Source organism: Microbispora sp. NPDC004025 (assembly GCF_053604425.1).
The window spans coordinates 178,224-194,553 of the sequence record NZ_JBSGHN010000005.1; the positions used below are offsets into that span (position 1 = coordinate 178,224).

Annotated in this window: 17 protein-coding genes and 1 tRNA gene; 7 read left to right on the forward strand and 11 right to left on the reverse strand. The window is 70.9% G+C overall.

Annotated features, from left to right (window positions below; genetic code table 11):
* The first annotated feature begins 54 nt into the window (after positions 1-54).
* The 4 genes from ACWEQG_RS16180 to ACWEQG_RS16195 are packed head-to-tail and all read left to right on the forward strand — an operon-like array spanning position 55 to position 2,889.
* Entirely contained in the window at positions 55-591 is a 537-nt protein-coding gene (locus tag ACWEQG_RS16180; protein WP_363468599.1) for a DUF2231 domain-containing protein, read from the forward strand.
* A 33-nt stretch (positions 592-624) separates the two neighbouring features.
* Positions 625-1,053 (forward strand): hypothetical protein, encoded by a 429-nt coding sequence (locus tag ACWEQG_RS16185; protein ID WP_452285382.1) that lies wholly within the window; start codon positions 625-627, stop codon positions 1,051-1,053.
* Between the two features lies 1 nt (position 1,054).
* A complete protein-coding gene (folE, locus tag ACWEQG_RS16190) occupies positions 1,055-1,654 on the forward strand; it encodes a GTP cyclohydrolase I FolE (protein WP_363468603.1) in 600 nt (199 codons plus the stop codon).
* Between the two features lie 17 nt (positions 1,655-1,671).
* Entirely contained in the window at positions 1,672-2,889 is a 1,218-nt protein-coding gene (locus ACWEQG_RS16195) for an NAD(P)/FAD-dependent oxidoreductase (protein ID WP_452285384.1), read from the forward strand.
* 105 nt (positions 2,890-2,994) lie between these two features.
* Here ACWEQG_RS16195 and cysN read toward each other — a convergent pair whose 3' ends face one another.
* Genes cysN through ACWEQG_RS16215 form a run of 4 tightly spaced genes read right to left on the reverse strand, consistent with a single transcriptional unit; the run spans position 2,995 to position 7,357 of the window.
* On the reverse strand, positions 2,995-4,257 hold the full coding sequence (cysN, locus tag ACWEQG_RS16200) for a sulfate adenylyltransferase subunit CysN (protein ID WP_363468607.1): 1,263 nt from the start codon (positions 4,255-4,257) through the stop codon (positions 2,995-2,997).
* Positions 4,257-5,171 carry a sulfate adenylyltransferase subunit CysD gene (gene cysD / locus ACWEQG_RS16205; protein WP_363468609.1) on the reverse strand — a complete coding sequence of 305 codons (915 nt, stop codon included), beginning with the start codon at positions 5,169-5,171 and terminating at the stop codon, positions 4,257-4,259. Before cysD ends, cysN begins: the two co-directional genes overlap by 1 nt.
* 11 nt (positions 5,172-5,182) lie before the next feature.
* On the reverse strand, positions 5,183-5,956 hold the full coding sequence (locus tag ACWEQG_RS16210; protein ID WP_452285386.1) for a 3'(2'),5'-bisphosphate nucleotidase CysQ: 774 nt from the start codon (positions 5,954-5,956) through the stop codon (positions 5,183-5,185).
* Positions 5,957-5,959: 3 nt separating this feature from the next.
* A complete protein-coding gene (locus tag ACWEQG_RS16215; RefSeq protein WP_452285779.1) occupies positions 5,960-7,357 on the reverse strand; it encodes a sugar transferase in 1,398 nt (465 codons plus the stop codon).
* A 141-nt stretch (positions 7,358-7,498) separates the two neighbouring features.
* On the opposite strand from ACWEQG_RS16215, the gene ACWEQG_RS16220 reads away from it, so the two are divergent.
* The gene (locus ACWEQG_RS16220; RefSeq protein WP_452285388.1) at positions 7,499-8,167 is read left to right on the forward strand and encodes a 3'-5' exonuclease; all 669 of its coding nucleotides are present in this window, start codon (positions 7,499-7,501) and stop codon (positions 8,165-8,167) included.
* Here the strand turns inward: ACWEQG_RS16220 and pth are convergent.
* Both pth and ACWEQG_RS16230 read right to left on the reverse strand, forming a co-directional pair.
* Complete coding sequence (gene pth / locus ACWEQG_RS16225; protein ID WP_363468615.1) at positions 8,142-8,753, reverse strand: aminoacyl-tRNA hydrolase; 612 nt, start codon at positions 8,751-8,753, stop codon at positions 8,142-8,144. The genes ACWEQG_RS16220 and pth overlap by 26 nt on opposite strands.
* 79 nt (positions 8,754-8,832) lie before the next feature.
* Entirely contained in the window at positions 8,833-9,429 is a 597-nt protein-coding gene (locus ACWEQG_RS16230; RefSeq protein ID WP_346226861.1) for a 50S ribosomal protein L25/general stress protein Ctc, read from the reverse strand.
* 462 nt (positions 9,430-9,891) lie between these two features.
* On the opposite strand from ACWEQG_RS16230, the gene trpS reads away from it, so the two are divergent.
* Positions 9,892-10,983, forward strand: coding sequence for a tryptophan--tRNA ligase (gene trpS / locus ACWEQG_RS16235; protein ID WP_452285390.1), 1,092 nt, complete (start codon positions 9,892-9,894; stop codon positions 10,981-10,983).
* 52 nt (positions 10,984-11,035) lie between these two features.
* Here the strand turns inward: trpS and ACWEQG_RS16240 are convergent, their stop codons facing one another.
* The 5 genes from ACWEQG_RS16240 to ACWEQG_RS16260 form a co-directional block, all read right to left on the reverse strand.
* On the reverse strand, positions 11,036-12,013 hold the full coding sequence (locus tag ACWEQG_RS16240) for a ribose-phosphate diphosphokinase (protein WP_363468621.1): 978 nt from the start codon (positions 12,011-12,013) through the stop codon (positions 11,036-11,038).
* A gap of 259 nt (positions 12,014-12,272) precedes the next feature.
* Complete coding sequence (glmU, locus tag ACWEQG_RS16245) at positions 12,273-13,742, reverse strand: bifunctional UDP-N-acetylglucosamine diphosphorylase/glucosamine-1-phosphate N-acetyltransferase GlmU (protein ID WP_452285392.1); 1,470 nt, start codon at positions 13,740-13,742, stop codon at positions 12,273-12,275.
* A gap of 164 nt (positions 13,743-13,906) precedes the next feature.
* Positions 13,907-13,977, reverse strand: a tRNA-Gln gene (locus ACWEQG_RS16250).
* 124 nt (positions 13,978-14,101) lie between these two features.
* Positions 14,102-14,389 carry a hypothetical protein gene (locus ACWEQG_RS16255; RefSeq protein WP_452285394.1) on the reverse strand — a complete coding sequence of 96 codons (288 nt, stop codon included), beginning with the start codon at positions 14,387-14,389 and terminating at the stop codon, positions 14,102-14,104.
* Positions 14,390-14,650: 261 nt separating this feature from the next.
* Positions 14,651-15,055 carry an epoxide hydrolase N-terminal domain-containing protein gene (locus tag ACWEQG_RS16260; protein ID WP_452285396.1) on the reverse strand — a complete coding sequence of 135 codons (405 nt, stop codon included), beginning with the start codon at positions 15,053-15,055 and terminating at the stop codon, positions 14,651-14,653.
* A gap of 169 nt (positions 15,056-15,224) precedes the next feature.
* On the opposite strand from ACWEQG_RS16260, the gene ACWEQG_RS16265 reads away from it, so the two are divergent.
* Positions 15,225-16,163 carry an acyl-CoA desaturase gene (locus ACWEQG_RS16265; protein ID WP_452285398.1) on the forward strand — a complete coding sequence of 313 codons (939 nt, stop codon included), beginning with the start codon at positions 15,225-15,227 and terminating at the stop codon, positions 16,161-16,163.
* The last annotated feature ends 167 nt before the right edge of the window (positions 16,164-16,330 follow it).

The window sequence follows — 16,330 nt, forward strand, 5'->3', positions numbered from 1 at the left end:
CGCTCGAATAAGACCAACATTCATTGGCGTAATACGTCACACACGGAGGTCCCGATGACCGGTGGGCTGCACGAGGCGAAACGACCGGTGAGCGCGGTGCTGGCCGGGCCGTACGGCCATCCGTTCCACCCGATGCTGGTCGCCGTGCCCATCGGCGCATGGGTGGCGAGCATGGTCTTCGACCTGGTGTCCCGGTTCGCTCCCGATCCGGGGTTCCTGGCCGAGGGCTCGAAGTGGCTGATCGCCCTCGGCGTGCTCGGCGCGCTGGCCGCGGCGATGGCCGGGTTCCTCGACCTGTTCGCCATCCCTGCGGGCACCCCGGCGTTCCGCACGGGTCTGCTCCACATGGGGCTGAACCTCGTGATCACCGCCGCGTACGCCGCCGGCTTCCTGTGGCGTCAGGCCGGCCCACCGGCGGGCACGGCGGCCGGCACGGCGGCGGGCGGCCCGGTCGCGCTCGGCCCGCTGCTGCTCTCGGCGGGCAGCCTGGCGCTGCTCGTGGTCTCCGGCTATCTGGGCGGCAAGCTCGCCTACCGCTACGGCGTACGGGTGGCCGACGAGGTCACCCAGGCCGACGGTTTCCGGCGCTGACCCTCATTCCATTCGACAGGAGGAGAACTCGTCATGGGTATCGCTGCACTGGTCACGTGGTTGCTCACCGCGGTGGGCGGCTTCGTGATGCTGGGCACCTGGATCGCCAGAGGCGGCCGGCGCACCAGCCGCTTCTCACCAGGGCTGATCTTCGGCCACTTCGCGCTGGCCGCCGCCGGGCTGGTGGTGTGGATCGTGTACCTGGTCGCCGGCAGCGCCGCCCTGGCGTGGGTCGCGCTGGTCCTGCTGGTCCCGGTCGCGCTGCTGGGATTCGCGATGTTCGCCCGGTGGATCCCCGCCTACCGCGCCCGTACGGCGGTGGCCGGCGGGCCCGGCGCCACCGGCACGGCGGGACCGCCCGAGCGGCATTTCCCGGTCGTGATCGTGGCCGGGCACGGTCTGCTGGCGGTGGCCACCGTGGTGCTGGTGCTGCTGACCGCGCTCGGCGTGAGCGGCGGCTGAGATGCGCACCGGCAGTGCCCTGAGGGTGATCGCCGAGCCGCGCGACGGTGTGGACCTGGCCGCCGCCGAGCGCGCGGCCGGCCAGTTCCTGGAGGCGCTGGGCATCTCGACGGACTCCGAGAGCCTGCGGGAGACTCCGGCGCGGATGGCCAAGGCGTATGCCGAGCTGTTCACGCCACGCCCGTTCGACCTCACCACCTTCCCCAACGAGGAGGGCTACGACGAACTCGTGCTGGCCCGGGCGATTCCGATCCGCTCGGTCTGCGAACATCACCTGCTGCCCTTCGCCGGAGTCGCCCATGTCGGGTATCTCCCCGGCGACCGCATCCTCGGGCTGTCCAAGCTGGCCCGCGTCGTCGAGCACTTCGCCCGCCGGCCGCAGGTGCAGGAACGGCTCACGAAACAGGTGGCCGACTGGCTCGCCGACCGGTTGCGCCCCGCGGGGGTCGGCGTCGTGATCGAGGCCGAGCACACCTGCATGACCCTGCGGGGAGTACGGGCCGTCGGCTCGACCACCGTCACCTCGACGCTGCTGGGCATCCTGCGGGAGGACGCCCGATCCCGTCAGGAGTTCTTCGCCCTCACCGGCACCCGCACCTGAGCAAGGAGACCATCGCCGTGACACAGCAGAGGTTCGTGATCGTCGGAGCCGGCCTCGCCGGAGCCAAGGCCGCCGAGGCCCTGCGCGAGCAGGGGTTCGACGGGCGGATCACACTGATCGGCGCCGAGCCGCACCACCCCTATGAGCGGCCCCCGCTGTCCAAGGGCTACCTGACGGGCACGACCGACCGGGCCGGCGTCTTCGTCCACCAGGACGGCTGGTACGCCGACCACGACGTCGAGTTGCTGCTCGGTGTGGCCGCGACCGGCCTCGACCGCGGTGCTCACCGCGTCGGGCTGGCCGACGGCGGCGCGATCGAATACGACAAACTGCTGCTGGCCACCGGGGCCCGGCCGCGAAGGCCGCCGATCCCCGGCGCGCAGGCGCCGCACGTGCGCTACCTGCGCCGGATCGAGGACTGCGAGTCACTCAGGGACGTCCTCGGGAGCGTGTCCCGGCTGGCGGTGATCGGGGCCGGCTGGATCGGGCTGGAGGTCACCGCGGCCGCCCGGCAGGCCGGCGTCGCGGTCACGGTGCTGGAGGCGGCGCGGCTGCCGCTGCTGCGCGTGCTCGGGCCCGAGGCCGCCCAGGTCTTCGCCGGGCTGCACCGCGACCACGGTGTCGACCTCCGGCTGGGGGTCACCGTCAGCGAGATCACGCCCTCGGGCGTACGTCTGGGCGACGGCGACGAGATCGCCGCCGACGCCGTCCTCGTCGGCGTCGGCGCCGAACCCGAGGTGCGGCTCGCCCTGGACGCCGGGCTGCACGTGGACGACGGCGTCGTGGTGGACGCGGCCCTGCGGACCGGTGACCCGGACATCGTCGCCGCCGGGGACGTCGCCAATGCCTACCACCCGCTGCTGGGCAGGCACGTACGGGTCGAACACTGGGCCAACGCGCTCAAACAGCCGGCCGTCGCCGCCGCCGCCATGCTGGGCCGGGACGCGGTCTACGAGGATCTGCCCTACTTCTACACCGACCAGTACGACCTCGGCATGGAGTACGTCGGCCACGTCGAGCCGGGCGGCTACGACCAGGTGGTCTTCCGGGGCGACGTCGCCGCCCGGAAGTTCATCGCGTTCTGGCTGAACGGCGGTCGCGTCCTGGCCGGCATGAACGTCAACGTCTGGGACGTCGTCGAGCCGATCAAGACGCTGATACGCACAGGCACACCCGTCACGCCCCAGGCGCTGGCCGACCCCGACCGGCCACTGGAGACCCTCGCAGCTTCGTAGCGCGGCATGGCCCGCGAGTGCCGCGCGGGCCCGCGGAGGCGAGGCGCCGGATCACCGGCGTGGTCCTCGCCCCCGCGGGCCCCCAGGGCTCTCGGCGAGCGCCGGTCAGCGCGCGTCGACGATCATCCCGGCGCCGACGGTGCCGTTGGTGGCCTCGTCGATCAGGATGAAGCCGCCGGTCATGCGGTTGCGGGCGTAGTCGTCCACGAACAGCGGCTGGGTCGTCCGCAGCGACACCCGCCCGATCTCGTTCAGGCCGAGGCTGTTGACCGACTCGTCCCGGTGCAGGGTGTTGACGTCGAGCCGGTAGTGCAGGTCGCGCACGAGGGCCCGGGCCGTACGGGTGGTGTGCTTGATGATCAGCTTGGAGCGGGGCTGGAGCTTCAGGCCGTCGGCCATCCAGCAGACCATGGCGTCGATCTCCTGGGCGGCCTGCGGCTGGTTGTTCGGCCGGCAGATCATGTCGCCCCGGGAGATGTCGATGTCGTCACCCAGGCGCAGCGTGACCGACATCGGCGCGAACGCCTCCTCCACCGGCCCGTCGAACGTGTCGATCGCGGTGATCGTCGTGGTCAGGCCGGAGGGCAGGTGCAGCACCTCGTCGCCGGGCTTGAGCACGCCGCCCGCGACCTGCCCGGCGTAGCCCCGGTAGTCGTGCAGCTCCTGGTTGGTCGCGTTGTGCGGGCGGATGACGTACTGCACGGGGAAGCGCACGTCGACCAGGTTGCGGTCGGAGGCGATGTGCACGTTCTCCAGGTGGTGCAGCAGCGACGAGCCCTCGTACCACGGCATGTTCTCCGACCGGGACACGACGTTGTCGCCGTGCAGGGCCGAGATGGGGATGAACGTCAGGTCCGAGGCGTTGAGCTTGCTCGCGAACGAGGTGAACTCCTCGCGGATCTCCTCGAACCGTGCCTCGGAGTAGTCGACGAGGTCCATCTTGTTGACCGCGAGCACGAGGTGCGGCACCCGCAGCAGCGTGGTCAGGAAGGCGTGCCGCCGCGACTGCTCCAGCACGCCCTTGCGCGCGTCGATCAGGATGATCGCCAGGTCGGCGGTGGAGGCGCCGGTGACCATGTTCCGGGTGTACTGGATGTGCCCGGGGGTGTCGGCGATGATGAACTTCCGCTTGGGCGTGGCGAAGTAGCGGTAGGCCACGTCGATCGTGATGCCCTGCTCGCGCTCGGCCCGCAGGCCGTCGGTCAGCAGCGACAGGTCGGTGTACTCCGTGCCCCGGTCGCGGGAGGTGCGCTCGACCGCCTCGAGCTGGTCTTCGAAGATCGCCTTGGAGTCGAACAGCAGCCGCCCGATCAGCGTCGACTTGCCGTCGTCGACGCTGCCCGCCGTCGCGAAACGAAGGATGTCCATCAGAAGTAGCCTTCCTTCTTGCGATCTTCCATGGCGGCCTCGGAGGCCCGGTCGTCGGCGCGGGTGGCGCCGCGCTCGGTGATCCGGGTCACGGCGATCTCCTCGATGATCTGCTCCACCGTCGTGGCGGTGGAGGCGACGGCGCCGGTGCAGGTCATGTCGCCGACCGTGCGGTAGCGGACGACCGCGTCGAACGGCGGCTCGTCGTCGCCCCGCTGGACCACCTCGGCGTCGGCCAGCAGCATGCCGTCGCGCTCGAAGACCCGGCGCGAGTGGGCGAAGTAGATCGACGGGATCTCGATGCCCTCCCGCCGGATGTAGTGCCACACGTCCAGCTCGGTCCAGTTCGACAGCGGGAACACGCGGATGTGCTCACCCCTGCTGATCTTGGTGTTGTAGAGGTTCCACAGCTCGGGGCGCTGGTTCTTCGGGTCCCACTGGCCGAACTCGTCCCGGAAGGAGAACACCCGCTCCTTGGCCCGGGCCTTCTCCTCGTCGCGCCGGGCCCCGCCGAACACCGCGTCGAACTCGTGCTCCTCGATGGCGTCCAGCAGCGTCGTGGTCTGCAGCCGGTTGCGGGAGGCACGCCGCCCGGTCTGCTCGGTCACCCGCCCGGCGTCGATCGACGCCTGGACCGAGGCGACCACCAGGCGCGCGCCGAGCTCGGCGACCCGCCGGTCGCGGAACTCGATGACCTCGGGGAAGTTGTGGCCGGTGTCCACGTGCATCAGGGGGAAGGGGATCGGCGCCGGCCAGAAGGCCTTCTCGGCGACCCTCAGCATGACGATCGAGTCCTTGCCGCCGGAGAAGAGCAGACACGGGCGCTCGAACTCGGCCGCGACCTCGCGCATGATGTGGATCGCCTCGGCCTCGAGCACGTCGAGCTGCGACGTGGTGTAGTCACGCTGAAGCATGGGGACTTCCTTTACGGAGTCTGGCGATGCAGGTCACGGATTCCGGCGAGCAACGTTGGCGCCAGATCCGGTAGGGAGACCAGGATATCCGGCAACCAGGGGTCCCCCTGGTTGTAGGTCAGGGGTGAGCCGTCGATCCTGCTCGCGTGGGCCCCCGCCGCGACCGCCACCGCGACCGGCGCGGCCGAGTCCCACTCGTACTGCCCCCCGGCGTGCACGTACGCCTCGACCTCTCCGGTGAGGACCGCGGCGATCTTGGCACCGGCCGAGCCGATGGGGACGAGTTCCCCGCCGTGGCGGGCGGCCAGCTCACGGACGAACTCGGGCGGACGGGTGCGGCTGACCGCGATGCGGAACGGCTCGCGCACCTTCTCCGGCAGCTCGGGCGGGGCCGCCGTCGTGAGCGTGCGCCCCTGGGCCGGCAGGGCGACCGCTCCGGCGGTGAGGGCGCCGCGTTCCCACAGCGCCACGTGGACGGCCCAGTCGGCGCGGCCCTGCTCGGAGAACTCGCGGGTGCCGTCGAGGGGGTCGACGATCCACACACGCTCGGCCGACAGCCGCCGGGGATCCATCCGCTCCTCGCGGGTCGCCTCCTCCGACAGCACGGCGTCGTCCGGCCGCAGCCGCGCCAGCGCCTCCATGAGGAATCGGTGCGAGGCCTGGTCACCCGCGTCCTTCAGCGCCCGGGCGTCCGCGAACCCGAGACGGGCGCGCAGCTCCACAAGCCGTTCCCCCGCCTCCGTCGCCAGCTCCCCGGCGAGGGAATGGTCGTCCCGTATCGTCATTCCTCAGTACGCTCCCGCTCCGCGCGCCACCGCAGACCACGTCTTCCATAAGATCTGCAGATCCAGCATGAGAGACCAGTTCTCGACATAACGTAGGTCCAACCGTACCGATTCCTCCCATGAGAGGTCAGACCGGCCGTTGACCTGCCAGAGCCCGGTCATTCCCGGACGCACCACCAGCCTCCTGCGTACGTCGTCGCCGTACCGCGCGACCTCCTCGGGCAGCGGCGGACGCGGCCCGACGAGCGACATGTCGCCTCGCAGCACGTTGATGAGCTGTGGCAGCTCGTCGATCGAGTAACGCCGCAGCGCGGCGCCGAGCGGGGTGACCCGCGGGTCCCTGCGCACTTTGAACAGCACGCCTTCGGCGTCGCTGACCAGCTCGACCTTGCGGGCCTCCGCGTCCCGCCGCATGGTGCGGAACTTCAGGATCGTGAACTCGGCGCCGTCCCTGCCGACCCGCCGCTGGCGGAACAGGGCGGGGCCCGGGCTGGTCGTCCGTACGGCCACGGCGACGACGGCCAGCAGCGGGGCCAGCACGACCAGCGCCGCCGCGGCGACCAGCCGGTCGAACACGTCCTTGACCAGCCGGCGCCCGCCCGCCAGCTCGGGATGCTCCACGTGCAGCAGCGGGAGCCCGGCGACGGGCCGGATCGCGGTCCGCGGGCCGGCGACCTCCATCAGCGCGGGCGCCACCACGAGGTCGGTGCGCGTGCGCTCCAGCCGCCAGGCCAGCCTGCGCAGCGCCGTGCCGTCCAGCTCGGGGCAGGCGAGCACCGCGACCGTGTCCGCCCGGACCTGCTCCACCACCAGCGGCACGTCGGTGAAGTCGCCCAGCACCGGCACGTCGCCGACCCCGCCGGTGGCGTGGGCGGGCACGCACGCGGCCACCACCTCCATGCCGTGGTAGCGCTCCCTGCGGAAGGTGCCGACCAGTTCGGCGATCGCCGTCCGGTGACCCACGGCCACCACCCTGCGCATGCCGCCCTGGCCCCTCGCCCGCCTGCGGTGCAGCCGCCGCCGCAGGCCGTACCGGGTGCCGAGGGTGAGCGCGGTGGCGAGCGGCAGCGCGATCAGCACGTAGCCGCGGGCGATGTCGATCTTCGACGCGTACGCGATGATCGCGACGCCCGCGACCATGGTGAAGCCCGCCCGCGCGACCCGGCGGAACTCCTCCGCCCCCACACCGATCAGGCGCGGCTCGTACGCCCGGTTGAGGACCAGGATCGCCGCCCAGACGGCGGGCAGCGCGGCGCTCGCCATGACGTACGGCGTCACGTACGGAGTAACCTCGCCGAACCGGATCACCACGGCGGTGACCCCCGCGAGAAGGGCGCCCAGGATGTCGCAGACGGCGGCGGTGAGCCGATATCGGACGGCCCACGCGGGCGGCCGGGGCATCGGATGGGCGGGAGAATCGCGCGACGTGCCGACGGCGAGCGAGGACGTGTCGCCGTCCAGCACCATCGCCCCCCGTGATGATTCGGCCACCGATCGTGATGGAATGCTAGCCGCCCGCCCCGGCGTCCCAGGGAGATTTCAGTGAAAGCCGAAACGTACATATCGGTTGATGTCGAGGCGGACGGCCCGATTCCGGGGCCGTACTCGATGGTCAGCTTCGGCATGACCGTGGCCGGCCGGATGACCGGGCGGCGCTTCGAGCGGACCGACCCGGAGTCCCTGACGTTCTACGCGGAGTTACGGCCGATCAGCGACGACTACGTGGCGGAGGCGCTGGCGGTGAGCGGCCTCGACCGGGCGGCGCTGCTGCGCGAGGGACGCGACCCGGCCGAGGCGATGACGGCGGCGTCGGCCTGGGTGCGCGAGGTGTGCGGCGGTGACCTGCCGGTTCTCGCGGCCTTCCCGCTGTCATACGACTGGATGTGGATGTACTGGTACTTCCTCCGTTTCACCGGGGAGTCGCCCTTCGGCCACTCCCGGTGCATCGACATCAAGACGTTGTACGCCGCCAAGGCCGTGGTGCCGGTGGCCTGGGCGACCAAGCGCCAGATGCCCCGCGAGGTGCGCACGAAGCGCCCGCACACCCACAACGCGCTCGACGACGCCATCGAGCAGGCGGAACTGCTGCAGAACCTCATGGAATGGCCGGGCTCGGCACACCGCGAGACCGGCGACGTCGGCGGGACGGCCTCGCCGGATCTCAGCGGGGCGGCCTCGCCGGAACTCAGCGGGGAGGCTTCGCCGGATTGAGGTCGGCGGCGTGGAAGCGGTTCTGCGTGGTCTCCAGACCGGCGGTCATGAGCGACTCCACCATGTCGGCCGCCCGGTCGACGAGGAACGGCAGGTCCTTGCGCTCGGCCGTGGCGAAGTCGCGCAGCACGAAGGTCGCCGGGTCCATCCGGCCCGGCGGACGGCCGATGCCGAACCGGATCCGCGGGTAGTCGCGCGTGCCGAGCGCCTTCGTGATCGACTTCAGGCCGTTGTGCCCGTTGTCGCCGCCGCCGACCTTCGCGCGCAGCGCGCCGTACGGGATGTCCAGCTCGTCGTGGACCACGATCACCCGCTCGGGGGTGACCTTGTAGAAGTCGGCCAGCGCCTTCACCGGGCCGCCGGACAGGTTCATGAACGACAGCGGCTTGGCCAGCACGACCGGGAGCGCGGCCAGGCGGCCCTCGACCACCTCGGCCCGCGACCTGTGCGCCTTGAACCGCCCGCCCACCCGGGCCGCCAGCTCGTCGAGCACCATGAAGCCCGCGTTGTGCCGGTTCCCGGCGTACTCCGGCCCGGGGTTGCCCAGGCCCGCCACCAGCCACCGCTGCGCGGACGCGTCGGACATCGCTGTCTCCTCCGCTGTCTCCTCACATGGAAGAGCCCTCCACAGGACACCCTGTGGAGGACTCTCTCACGAACGGGTCCTACTCGGCGGCCTCGGCGCTCTCGCCCTCGGCGGCCTCGCCCTCCTCGGGCAGCTCGGCGACCGGGGCGCCGATCACCTGCAGCACCAGGGCCTCGGGGTCGCCGGCCAGCGTGGTGCCCTCCGGCAGCTTCAGGTCGCTCGCGTGCACCGCGAAGCCGGCGTCCTTGCCGTCCACGTCCACCTCGACGCCGGTCGGGATGTGGGTCGCCTCGGTCTCGACCGAGATCGTGACGAGCTGCTGCTCGACGATGGCGCTGCCGATCGGGTCACCGGTGACGGTGACCGGGATCTCGACGGTGACCGTCTCGCCGCGCTTGACCAGCAGCAGGTCGACGTGCTCCAGGAACCCCTTGATCGGGTCGCGCTGGACGCCCTTGGGCAGCGCGATCTCGTCCACGCCCTCGCCGCGCAGGCGGATGAGCACGTTCGGCGTGCGCAGCGCGAGCAGCAGGTCGTGGCCGGGCAGGGTCAGGTGCTTGGGCTCGGTGCCGTGGCCGTACAGGACAGCGGGGACCTTGTTCGCCCGGCGGATCTTGCGGGCGGCGCCCTTGCCGAACTCGTTGCGAAGCTCGGCGGCGATGAGTACTTCGGACACGGCACATCTCCTAGGGATGATTCGACCGACGGATTGGCGCGCTCCCCCTCACCCGCCCTAGCGGAAGGCGTTACGAGCGCAACCCTCACAGCCTACCGTGTCTCCCGCGTCGCTCGGCGGGACGCTCTTACCCGGTGGGGTCGTGCCGGAGGCGCGCCAGGGGCACAGCCCTCGGTACGTGCTCGCTCGTTCCTCGCTCCGCGCGCTCCTCAGTCGGCGCCCCTCCGGCTCGCTCGGGTCTCCCGCGTCGCCCGGCTTGGCTCGGAGTCTGCCGCGGTCCCTTGGCGGCGGTTACACTGGCCGCGTGATTCGTATGTCGTGTCTGGGCTGGTGGCGCTCCGAATAGGAGCGGCCATCTCACACGCGTACGACCGGGCCGTTCGGATGGACGGCCCTTTTTCGTGCTCCCTGGACGAGGGGTTGCCGTCGGGACGGCGGACCAGCCGCCAAGGGAGAGACCACATGAGCACGACCCTCGACATCACCGCGTCCGACGACCTCGGCGTGCCTGCCGCGCGACGCCGCAGCGCCGAACTGGAGAGATCGATCCGCGAGCGGCCCGGCCGGTTCCGGGCGCTGACCGGCGACCGCCCCACCGGAAGGCTGCACCTGGGGCACTACTTCGGCAGCCTGCACAATCGCGTCCGCCTGCAGAACCTGGGGGTGGACATGATGGTGCTCGTCGCGGACTACCAGGTCCTGACCGATCGCGACGTCGCCGACCGGCTCGCCGAGCACGTGGAGGACCTGGTGCTCGACTATCTGGCCGTGGGCGTCGACCCGGCCCGAGCGACGATCTTCACGCACAGCGCGATACCCGCGCTCAACCAGCTGCTCCTGCCGTTCCTCAGCCTGGTCTCGGTCGCGGAGCTGGGCCGCAACCCCACGGTCAAGGACGAGATCGCGCACTCGCGCCAGTCGGCGGTCAGCGGGCTGATGTTCACCTATCCGGTGCACCAGGCGGCCGACATCCTGTTCTGCAAGGCCGGGCTCGTCCCGGTCGGGCAGGACCAGCTGCCCCACCTGGAGGTGGCCCGCACCGTCGCGCGCCGTTTCAACAACCGCTACGGCACCCCGGGCGGCCTCGTGTTCCCCGAGCCCGAGGCGCTGCTGTCCGACGCCCCGCTGCTGCTCGGCACCGACGGCGGCAAGATGAGCAAGAGCCGGGGCAACGCCATCGCCCTGGCCGCGACCGCCGACGAGACCGCCAGGCTGATCCGCGGCGCGAAGACCGACGCGGACCGCCACATCGCGTACGACCCCGTCGCCCGGCCCGAGGTCTCCAGCCTGGTCCTGCTGGCCGCGCTGTGCCTCGGCCGGGACCCGCACGAGGTGGCCGCGGAGATCGGGGGCAGGGGAGCCGCCGCGTTGAAGGCCACCGTCACCGACGCGGTCAACGGCTATTTCGCGCCCATCCGGGCGCGTCGCGCCGAGCTGGCGCGGGACCGCGCCCACATCCGCGGCGTGCTACGCGACGGCAACGAACGCGCCGCCGCCATCGCCGACGCCACCCTCGTGGAAGTGCGCACGGCGATGAACGCCCTCTACTACTGACCGCCGGCACCACCGGGCCCCCGGCCGACACGACCGGGGCCCGGGGTGTGGCTCAGCTGTCGCCTTCGAAGAGGCTGGTGACGGAGCCGTCGGTGAAGACCTCGGTGATGGCCCGGGCGAGCAGCGGGGCGACCGACATGACCGTGAGGCTGTCGAACCTCTTCTCCTCCGGGATCGGCAGCGTGTTGGTCACGACCACCTCGGAGATGCGGGAGTTCTTGAGCCGGTCCACCGCCGGGTCGGAGAAGATGGCGTGGGTGGCGGCGACGATCACGTCGGTCGCGCCGTGCTCGTACAACGCGTCGGCCGCCTTGCAGATCGACCCGCCGGTGTCGATCATGTCGTCGATCAGCACGCAGGTCCTGCCGCGCACCTTGCCGACCACCTCGTGCACCTTCACCTGGTTGGCCACGTCGAGGTCGCGCCGCTTGTGGATGAACGCCACGGGCGTGCCGAGCGAGTCGGACCAGCGCTCGGCCAGCCGTACGCGGCCGGTGTCGGGAGAGACGATCGTGGTCGTCGCGGGGTCGAGCTTGGCGCGCAGGTAGTTGATCAGCACGGGCATGGCGAACAGGTGGTCCACCGGGCCGTCGAAGAAGCCCTGGATCTGCGAGGTGTGCAGGTCGATGGACATCAGCCGGTCGGCGCCCGCCTGCTTGAACAGGTCGGCCATCAGCCTGGCGGTGATCGGCTCGCGGCCGCGGCCCTTCTTGTCCTGGCGGCTGTAGCCGTAGAACGGCATGATCACGGTGACCCGCTTGGCGGAGGCCCGCTTGAGGGCGTCCACCATGATCAGCTGCTCCATGATCCACTCGTTGATCGGCGCGGTGTGGCTCTGCATCACGAAGGCGTCGCAGCCGCGCACCGACTCCAGATACCGCACGTAGATCTCGCCGTTCGCGAAGTCACGCAGCGCGGTCGGCGTTATCTCGACGCCGAGGGCTCTCGCGACCTCCTCGGCCAGCTCGGGGTGGGACCGGCCGGAGAAGAACATCAGGTTCCGCTCGCCGGTCGTCTTCTTGCCGCTCATGCCGCGCTCCTCGCGTGTCGAGCCTGTTCGCCGTACCGGGCGTGGTGAGGCCGGGCCGGCCGTGGCGCCGTTCCTTCGCTTCGCCCGGGGCTCCCGAACTCCTTCGCCCGGTCGATGTGGTCGGTCACGGTGTCCTCCTGGCCTGGCCCTTCGGCGCTACGCGGTCGGACCGCGCCTCGTACGTGTGTTTCCTGTCCCCGTACGGCCCGCGGGGAGGCGGGCCGCAGGTGGTCCTCATCGCCGGCCTTGATCACCGGCACTAGTCATCGGCGGGGTCTCCGCCGTTCGCCGCGGCCGCGTCGCGGGCTTCGGTCGCCCGCAGGGCCGCCTCCGCGGACCGGGTGCCGGCGCGGCGGCGCGTCACCCAGCCCTCGATGTTGCGCTGTTTGCCACGGGCGACCGCCATCGCCCCGGGCGGCACGTCGGACGTGATCACCGATCCGGCGGCCGTGTAGGCGCCGTCCCCGATCGTGACCGGGGCGACGAGCATGTTGTCGCTGCCCACGCGCACGTGGTCGCCCACGACCGTGTGGTGCTTGGCGACGCCGTCGTAGTTCACGAAGACGCAGGCGGCGCCGATGTTGGAGCCGACCCCGATCGTCGCGTCGCCGACGTACGTCAGATGCGGGACCTTGGAGCCCTCGCCGATCCGCGCGTTCTTGGTCTCGACGAACGCGCCGATCTTGCCCGTGGGGCCCAGCACGGTGCCGGGGCGCAGGTAGGCGAAGGGACCGACGGCCGCGCCGGGGCCGATCTCCGCGCCGTCGGATACGGTGTTGCGCACGACGGCGTCCTCGCCGACGACCGTGTCGGTGAGCGTGGTGCCCGGCCCGACCTGCGCCCCCGCGCCGATCCGGGTGGCGCCCTTCAGTTGGGTGCCGGGATGGATCACGGCGTCGGGCTCGATCGTGACCCCGGCGTCGATCCACGTGCCGGCCGGGTCGACGACGGTCACCCCGGCGCGCATGTGCGCCTCAAGGATGCGGTCGTTGAGCACGCGCCGGACGAAGGCGAGCTGGACGCGGTCGTTGACGCCCTCGACCTCGGCGTGGTCGGCGGCCACGTGCGCGCCCACCCGGTGGCCGTCCTCGCGGAGGATGGCCAGCACGTCGGTCAGGTACTCCTCGCCCTGGGCGTTGGCGGCGCCGATCCGCTTGAGGCCGTCGGCCAGCAGCGCGCCGTCGAAGGCGTACACGCCCGAGTTCATCTCGGCGATCGCCCGCTGCTCGGGAGTGGCGTCCTTCTCCTCGACGATCTCCAGCACCGCGCCGTCCTCGTCGCGCACGATCCGGCCGTAACCGGTCGGGTCGGGGACGACGGCGGTCAGCACCGTGACGGCGTTGCCGTCGGCGGCGTGCCGTTCGAGCAGGGCCGCCAGGGTCTCGGTGCGCAGCAGCGGGGTGTCGCCGTACGTCACCAGGACGGTGCCGTCGATCGGGCCCTCGGCTTCGAGGGCGGTGCGCACGGCGTGGCCCGTGCCGTTCTGCTTGTCCTGGACGACCGTACGGGCGTCCGGCGCGCTCGCCCCCAGATGGGCGCCGACCCGCTCGCGAGCGTGGCCGATGACCACGATCAGCCGCTCGGGGGCGAGGCCGCGCGCGGCGGCGAGCATGTGGTCCACGAGTGACCGACCACAGACCTCGTGGAGGACCTTGGGGGTCTTCGATTTCATCCTGGTGCCCTCGCCGGCGGCGAGGACGATCACGGCTGCCGGGCGCGGCACACTCACGGACTGAGGCTCCCTCGGCGTCGCGGCTTACACGGGATCGGCTGCGGCTTCCACGCGTCCACTACCCAGGAACCGCACGGTCACCCGCTCGACAAGGTGAGCTTACCTGCCGTGCCCCGAGAGGGAACCAGCCCCCCTGGGGCGCGGACGGACGAATGAACAGGCTCCCGGGGGAGGATTCGAACCTCCGTTGACAGAACCAAAATCTGTAGTCTTGCCCCTAGACGACCCGGGAAGGGCACAACGTCCCGCTTTGCCGGATTCCGGCGGCTGCCCGAATCCGCACTCAGGATACAGAGCCGACCGTTCACTGAGCATCAGTCTTTCCCAGTGATTCGCTCCCGCCCGGGCGCGCCCAATCACCTCACATGCCCGCACCGCCCGGCCCCGCGAGCCGGAGCGGGGGGGTGCGCGGCGAAGTGGCCGCCGCGGTCGAACTCGGACCAGTGCACGACGTGGTGTTCGCGCTCGGCGATCCGCCGCACCCCCGCATCGCCGGGGAAGACGGCGACGCCGTGCGGCAGCGCGGAATACTCGGCCGCCGCTCCCCAGCTCTTCTGCTCCTCCTTGTAGAGACGCGCGGCCGAGGCGGCGGTCCGGGTGAACCAGTAGATGCTCACGTCGGTGAGCATCTGGTCGAGGTCCACCGCGTGCTCGGGCAGATCGTGGGCCGGGTCTGTCCATTCCTTGAACTTCTCCGCGATCCACGCCAGTTGCGCCCCGGGCGAGTCGTGCAGCCCGAACGCGAGGGTCTGCGGCCGGGTCGCCTGGATGATCGCGTAGCCCGCCCCGTCCTGGTCCTGGTACTGGCCGAGGCGGGCGAGCTCGGCATGGGTGAGCCCTTCGAACTCCGCCGGGTCGCCGGTCGGGAACCCGAGCGGGCCGATGACCCGCGGGAACTCGGCGACCTAACCCGGCCAGCCATGCGTGACAATCAGCGGCAGCGCGCCGGGTTCGGGCGAGCGGACGCGCAGGAAGTGGATGTTCTGCCCGTCGATCCGGGTCGTGAACTGCGGATGCGCGTTCAGCCGCGCTTCGGCGGCCCGCCAGTCGAAACCGGTCCGCCAGTATTCGGCCGGCTTCTTCGCGTAGCCGGCCGGAACCCCGTAGGACCACCCCACTCCGGGCAGCTCGTCCGGCCAGCGCGTCGCCGGCAGCCGGCGGTGTAGATCGTCCAGCTCCGCGTGCGGGACGTCGATCCGGAACGGGGGAACTCGCGTGCCTCGAAATACGGCGATTCCGGATGTTATCGAGACGGCATTGCGGGCAGGTCGCGGTGGACGCCGCGGCATCGACGGCGCGGCCGGAAGCAAGCACGAGGCATTACCAGATGGCCGACCGTTGGTGCAAGGCGTGGATTCGCCACCAGATGTGGCCCGGAGCGTCACCTTCCACACATTCGCTCTTAGGGATTCCTAACTTACGATGGCGTAGGTTACGGTTGCGTAGCCAGACATTCTTTCCCATCTCGTGAGGTAGCCCATGACCGTCCTGACCGACCGCCCCTCCCCACAGCCGAAGCCGGACTTCGAACCCGAAGGCAAGAGCAAAGCCGATCTGGTCGTCTTCGCACTCGTTGTCGGCCTTCCGATCCTCGCGGTCATCGTCGCGGTGCCGTTCGCCTGGGGATGGGGCCTCGGCTGGACGGACGTCGCGATCGCCGGCGTCTTCTACATCGTGTCCGGCTTGGGGGTCACGGTCGGGTTCCACCGCTACTTCACGCACGGCTCGTTCAAGGCCAACCGGCCCCTGAAGATCGCGCTCGGGATCGCCGGCAGCCTCTCCCTGGAGATGTCGGTGCTGGACTGGGTCGCCGCCCACCGCAAGCACCACAAGTTCTCCGACAAGGAGGGCGACCCGCACTCGCCGTGGCGGTTCGGGCCCGGCTTCAAGTCGATGTGCAAGGGCCTGCTCTACGCGCACGTGGGCTGGCTGTTCGAGGTCGAGCGCGTCAACCGCGCCAAGTACGCCCCGGACCTGCTGAAGGACCCGGACATCATGAAGCTGCACCGGTGGTTCCCCACGCTGGCGATCACCTCCCTGCTGCTCCCGCCGGCCCTCGGCGGTCTGATCACCTGGTCCTGGCAGGGCGCGCTGACCGCGTTCTTCTGGGGCACGCTGATGCGGATCGGGCTGCTGCACCACGTCACCTGGTCGATCAACTCCATCTGCCACGTGTTCGGCGAGGAGGTGTTCGAGTCGCGCGACAAGTCCCGCAACGTCTGGTGGCTGGCCATCCCGTCGTTCGGCGAGTCGTGGCACAACCTCCACCACTCCGACCCCACCTGCGCCCGGCACGGTGCGCTCAAGGGCCAGATCGACCTCAGCGCGGGTCTCATCCGCTGGTTCGAGAAGGCCGGATGGGCCCACGACGTGCGCTGGCCGACGCCCGAGCGGCTGGCGGCGAAGCGCATTGCCTGACGACTCCGTCAGTGCTGACGGCAGGGCCGCTCTCCGGAACACGGCGGCCCTGACCCTCGCACCGACGTCCCCCTCACCGACGTCCCCCACATCGGCGCCTCCTTTGCCGGCGGCGCCCTCCGCACCCCCGGCCCCGGCCGGCCCCCTCACTCGTACGGCCTCCGTCT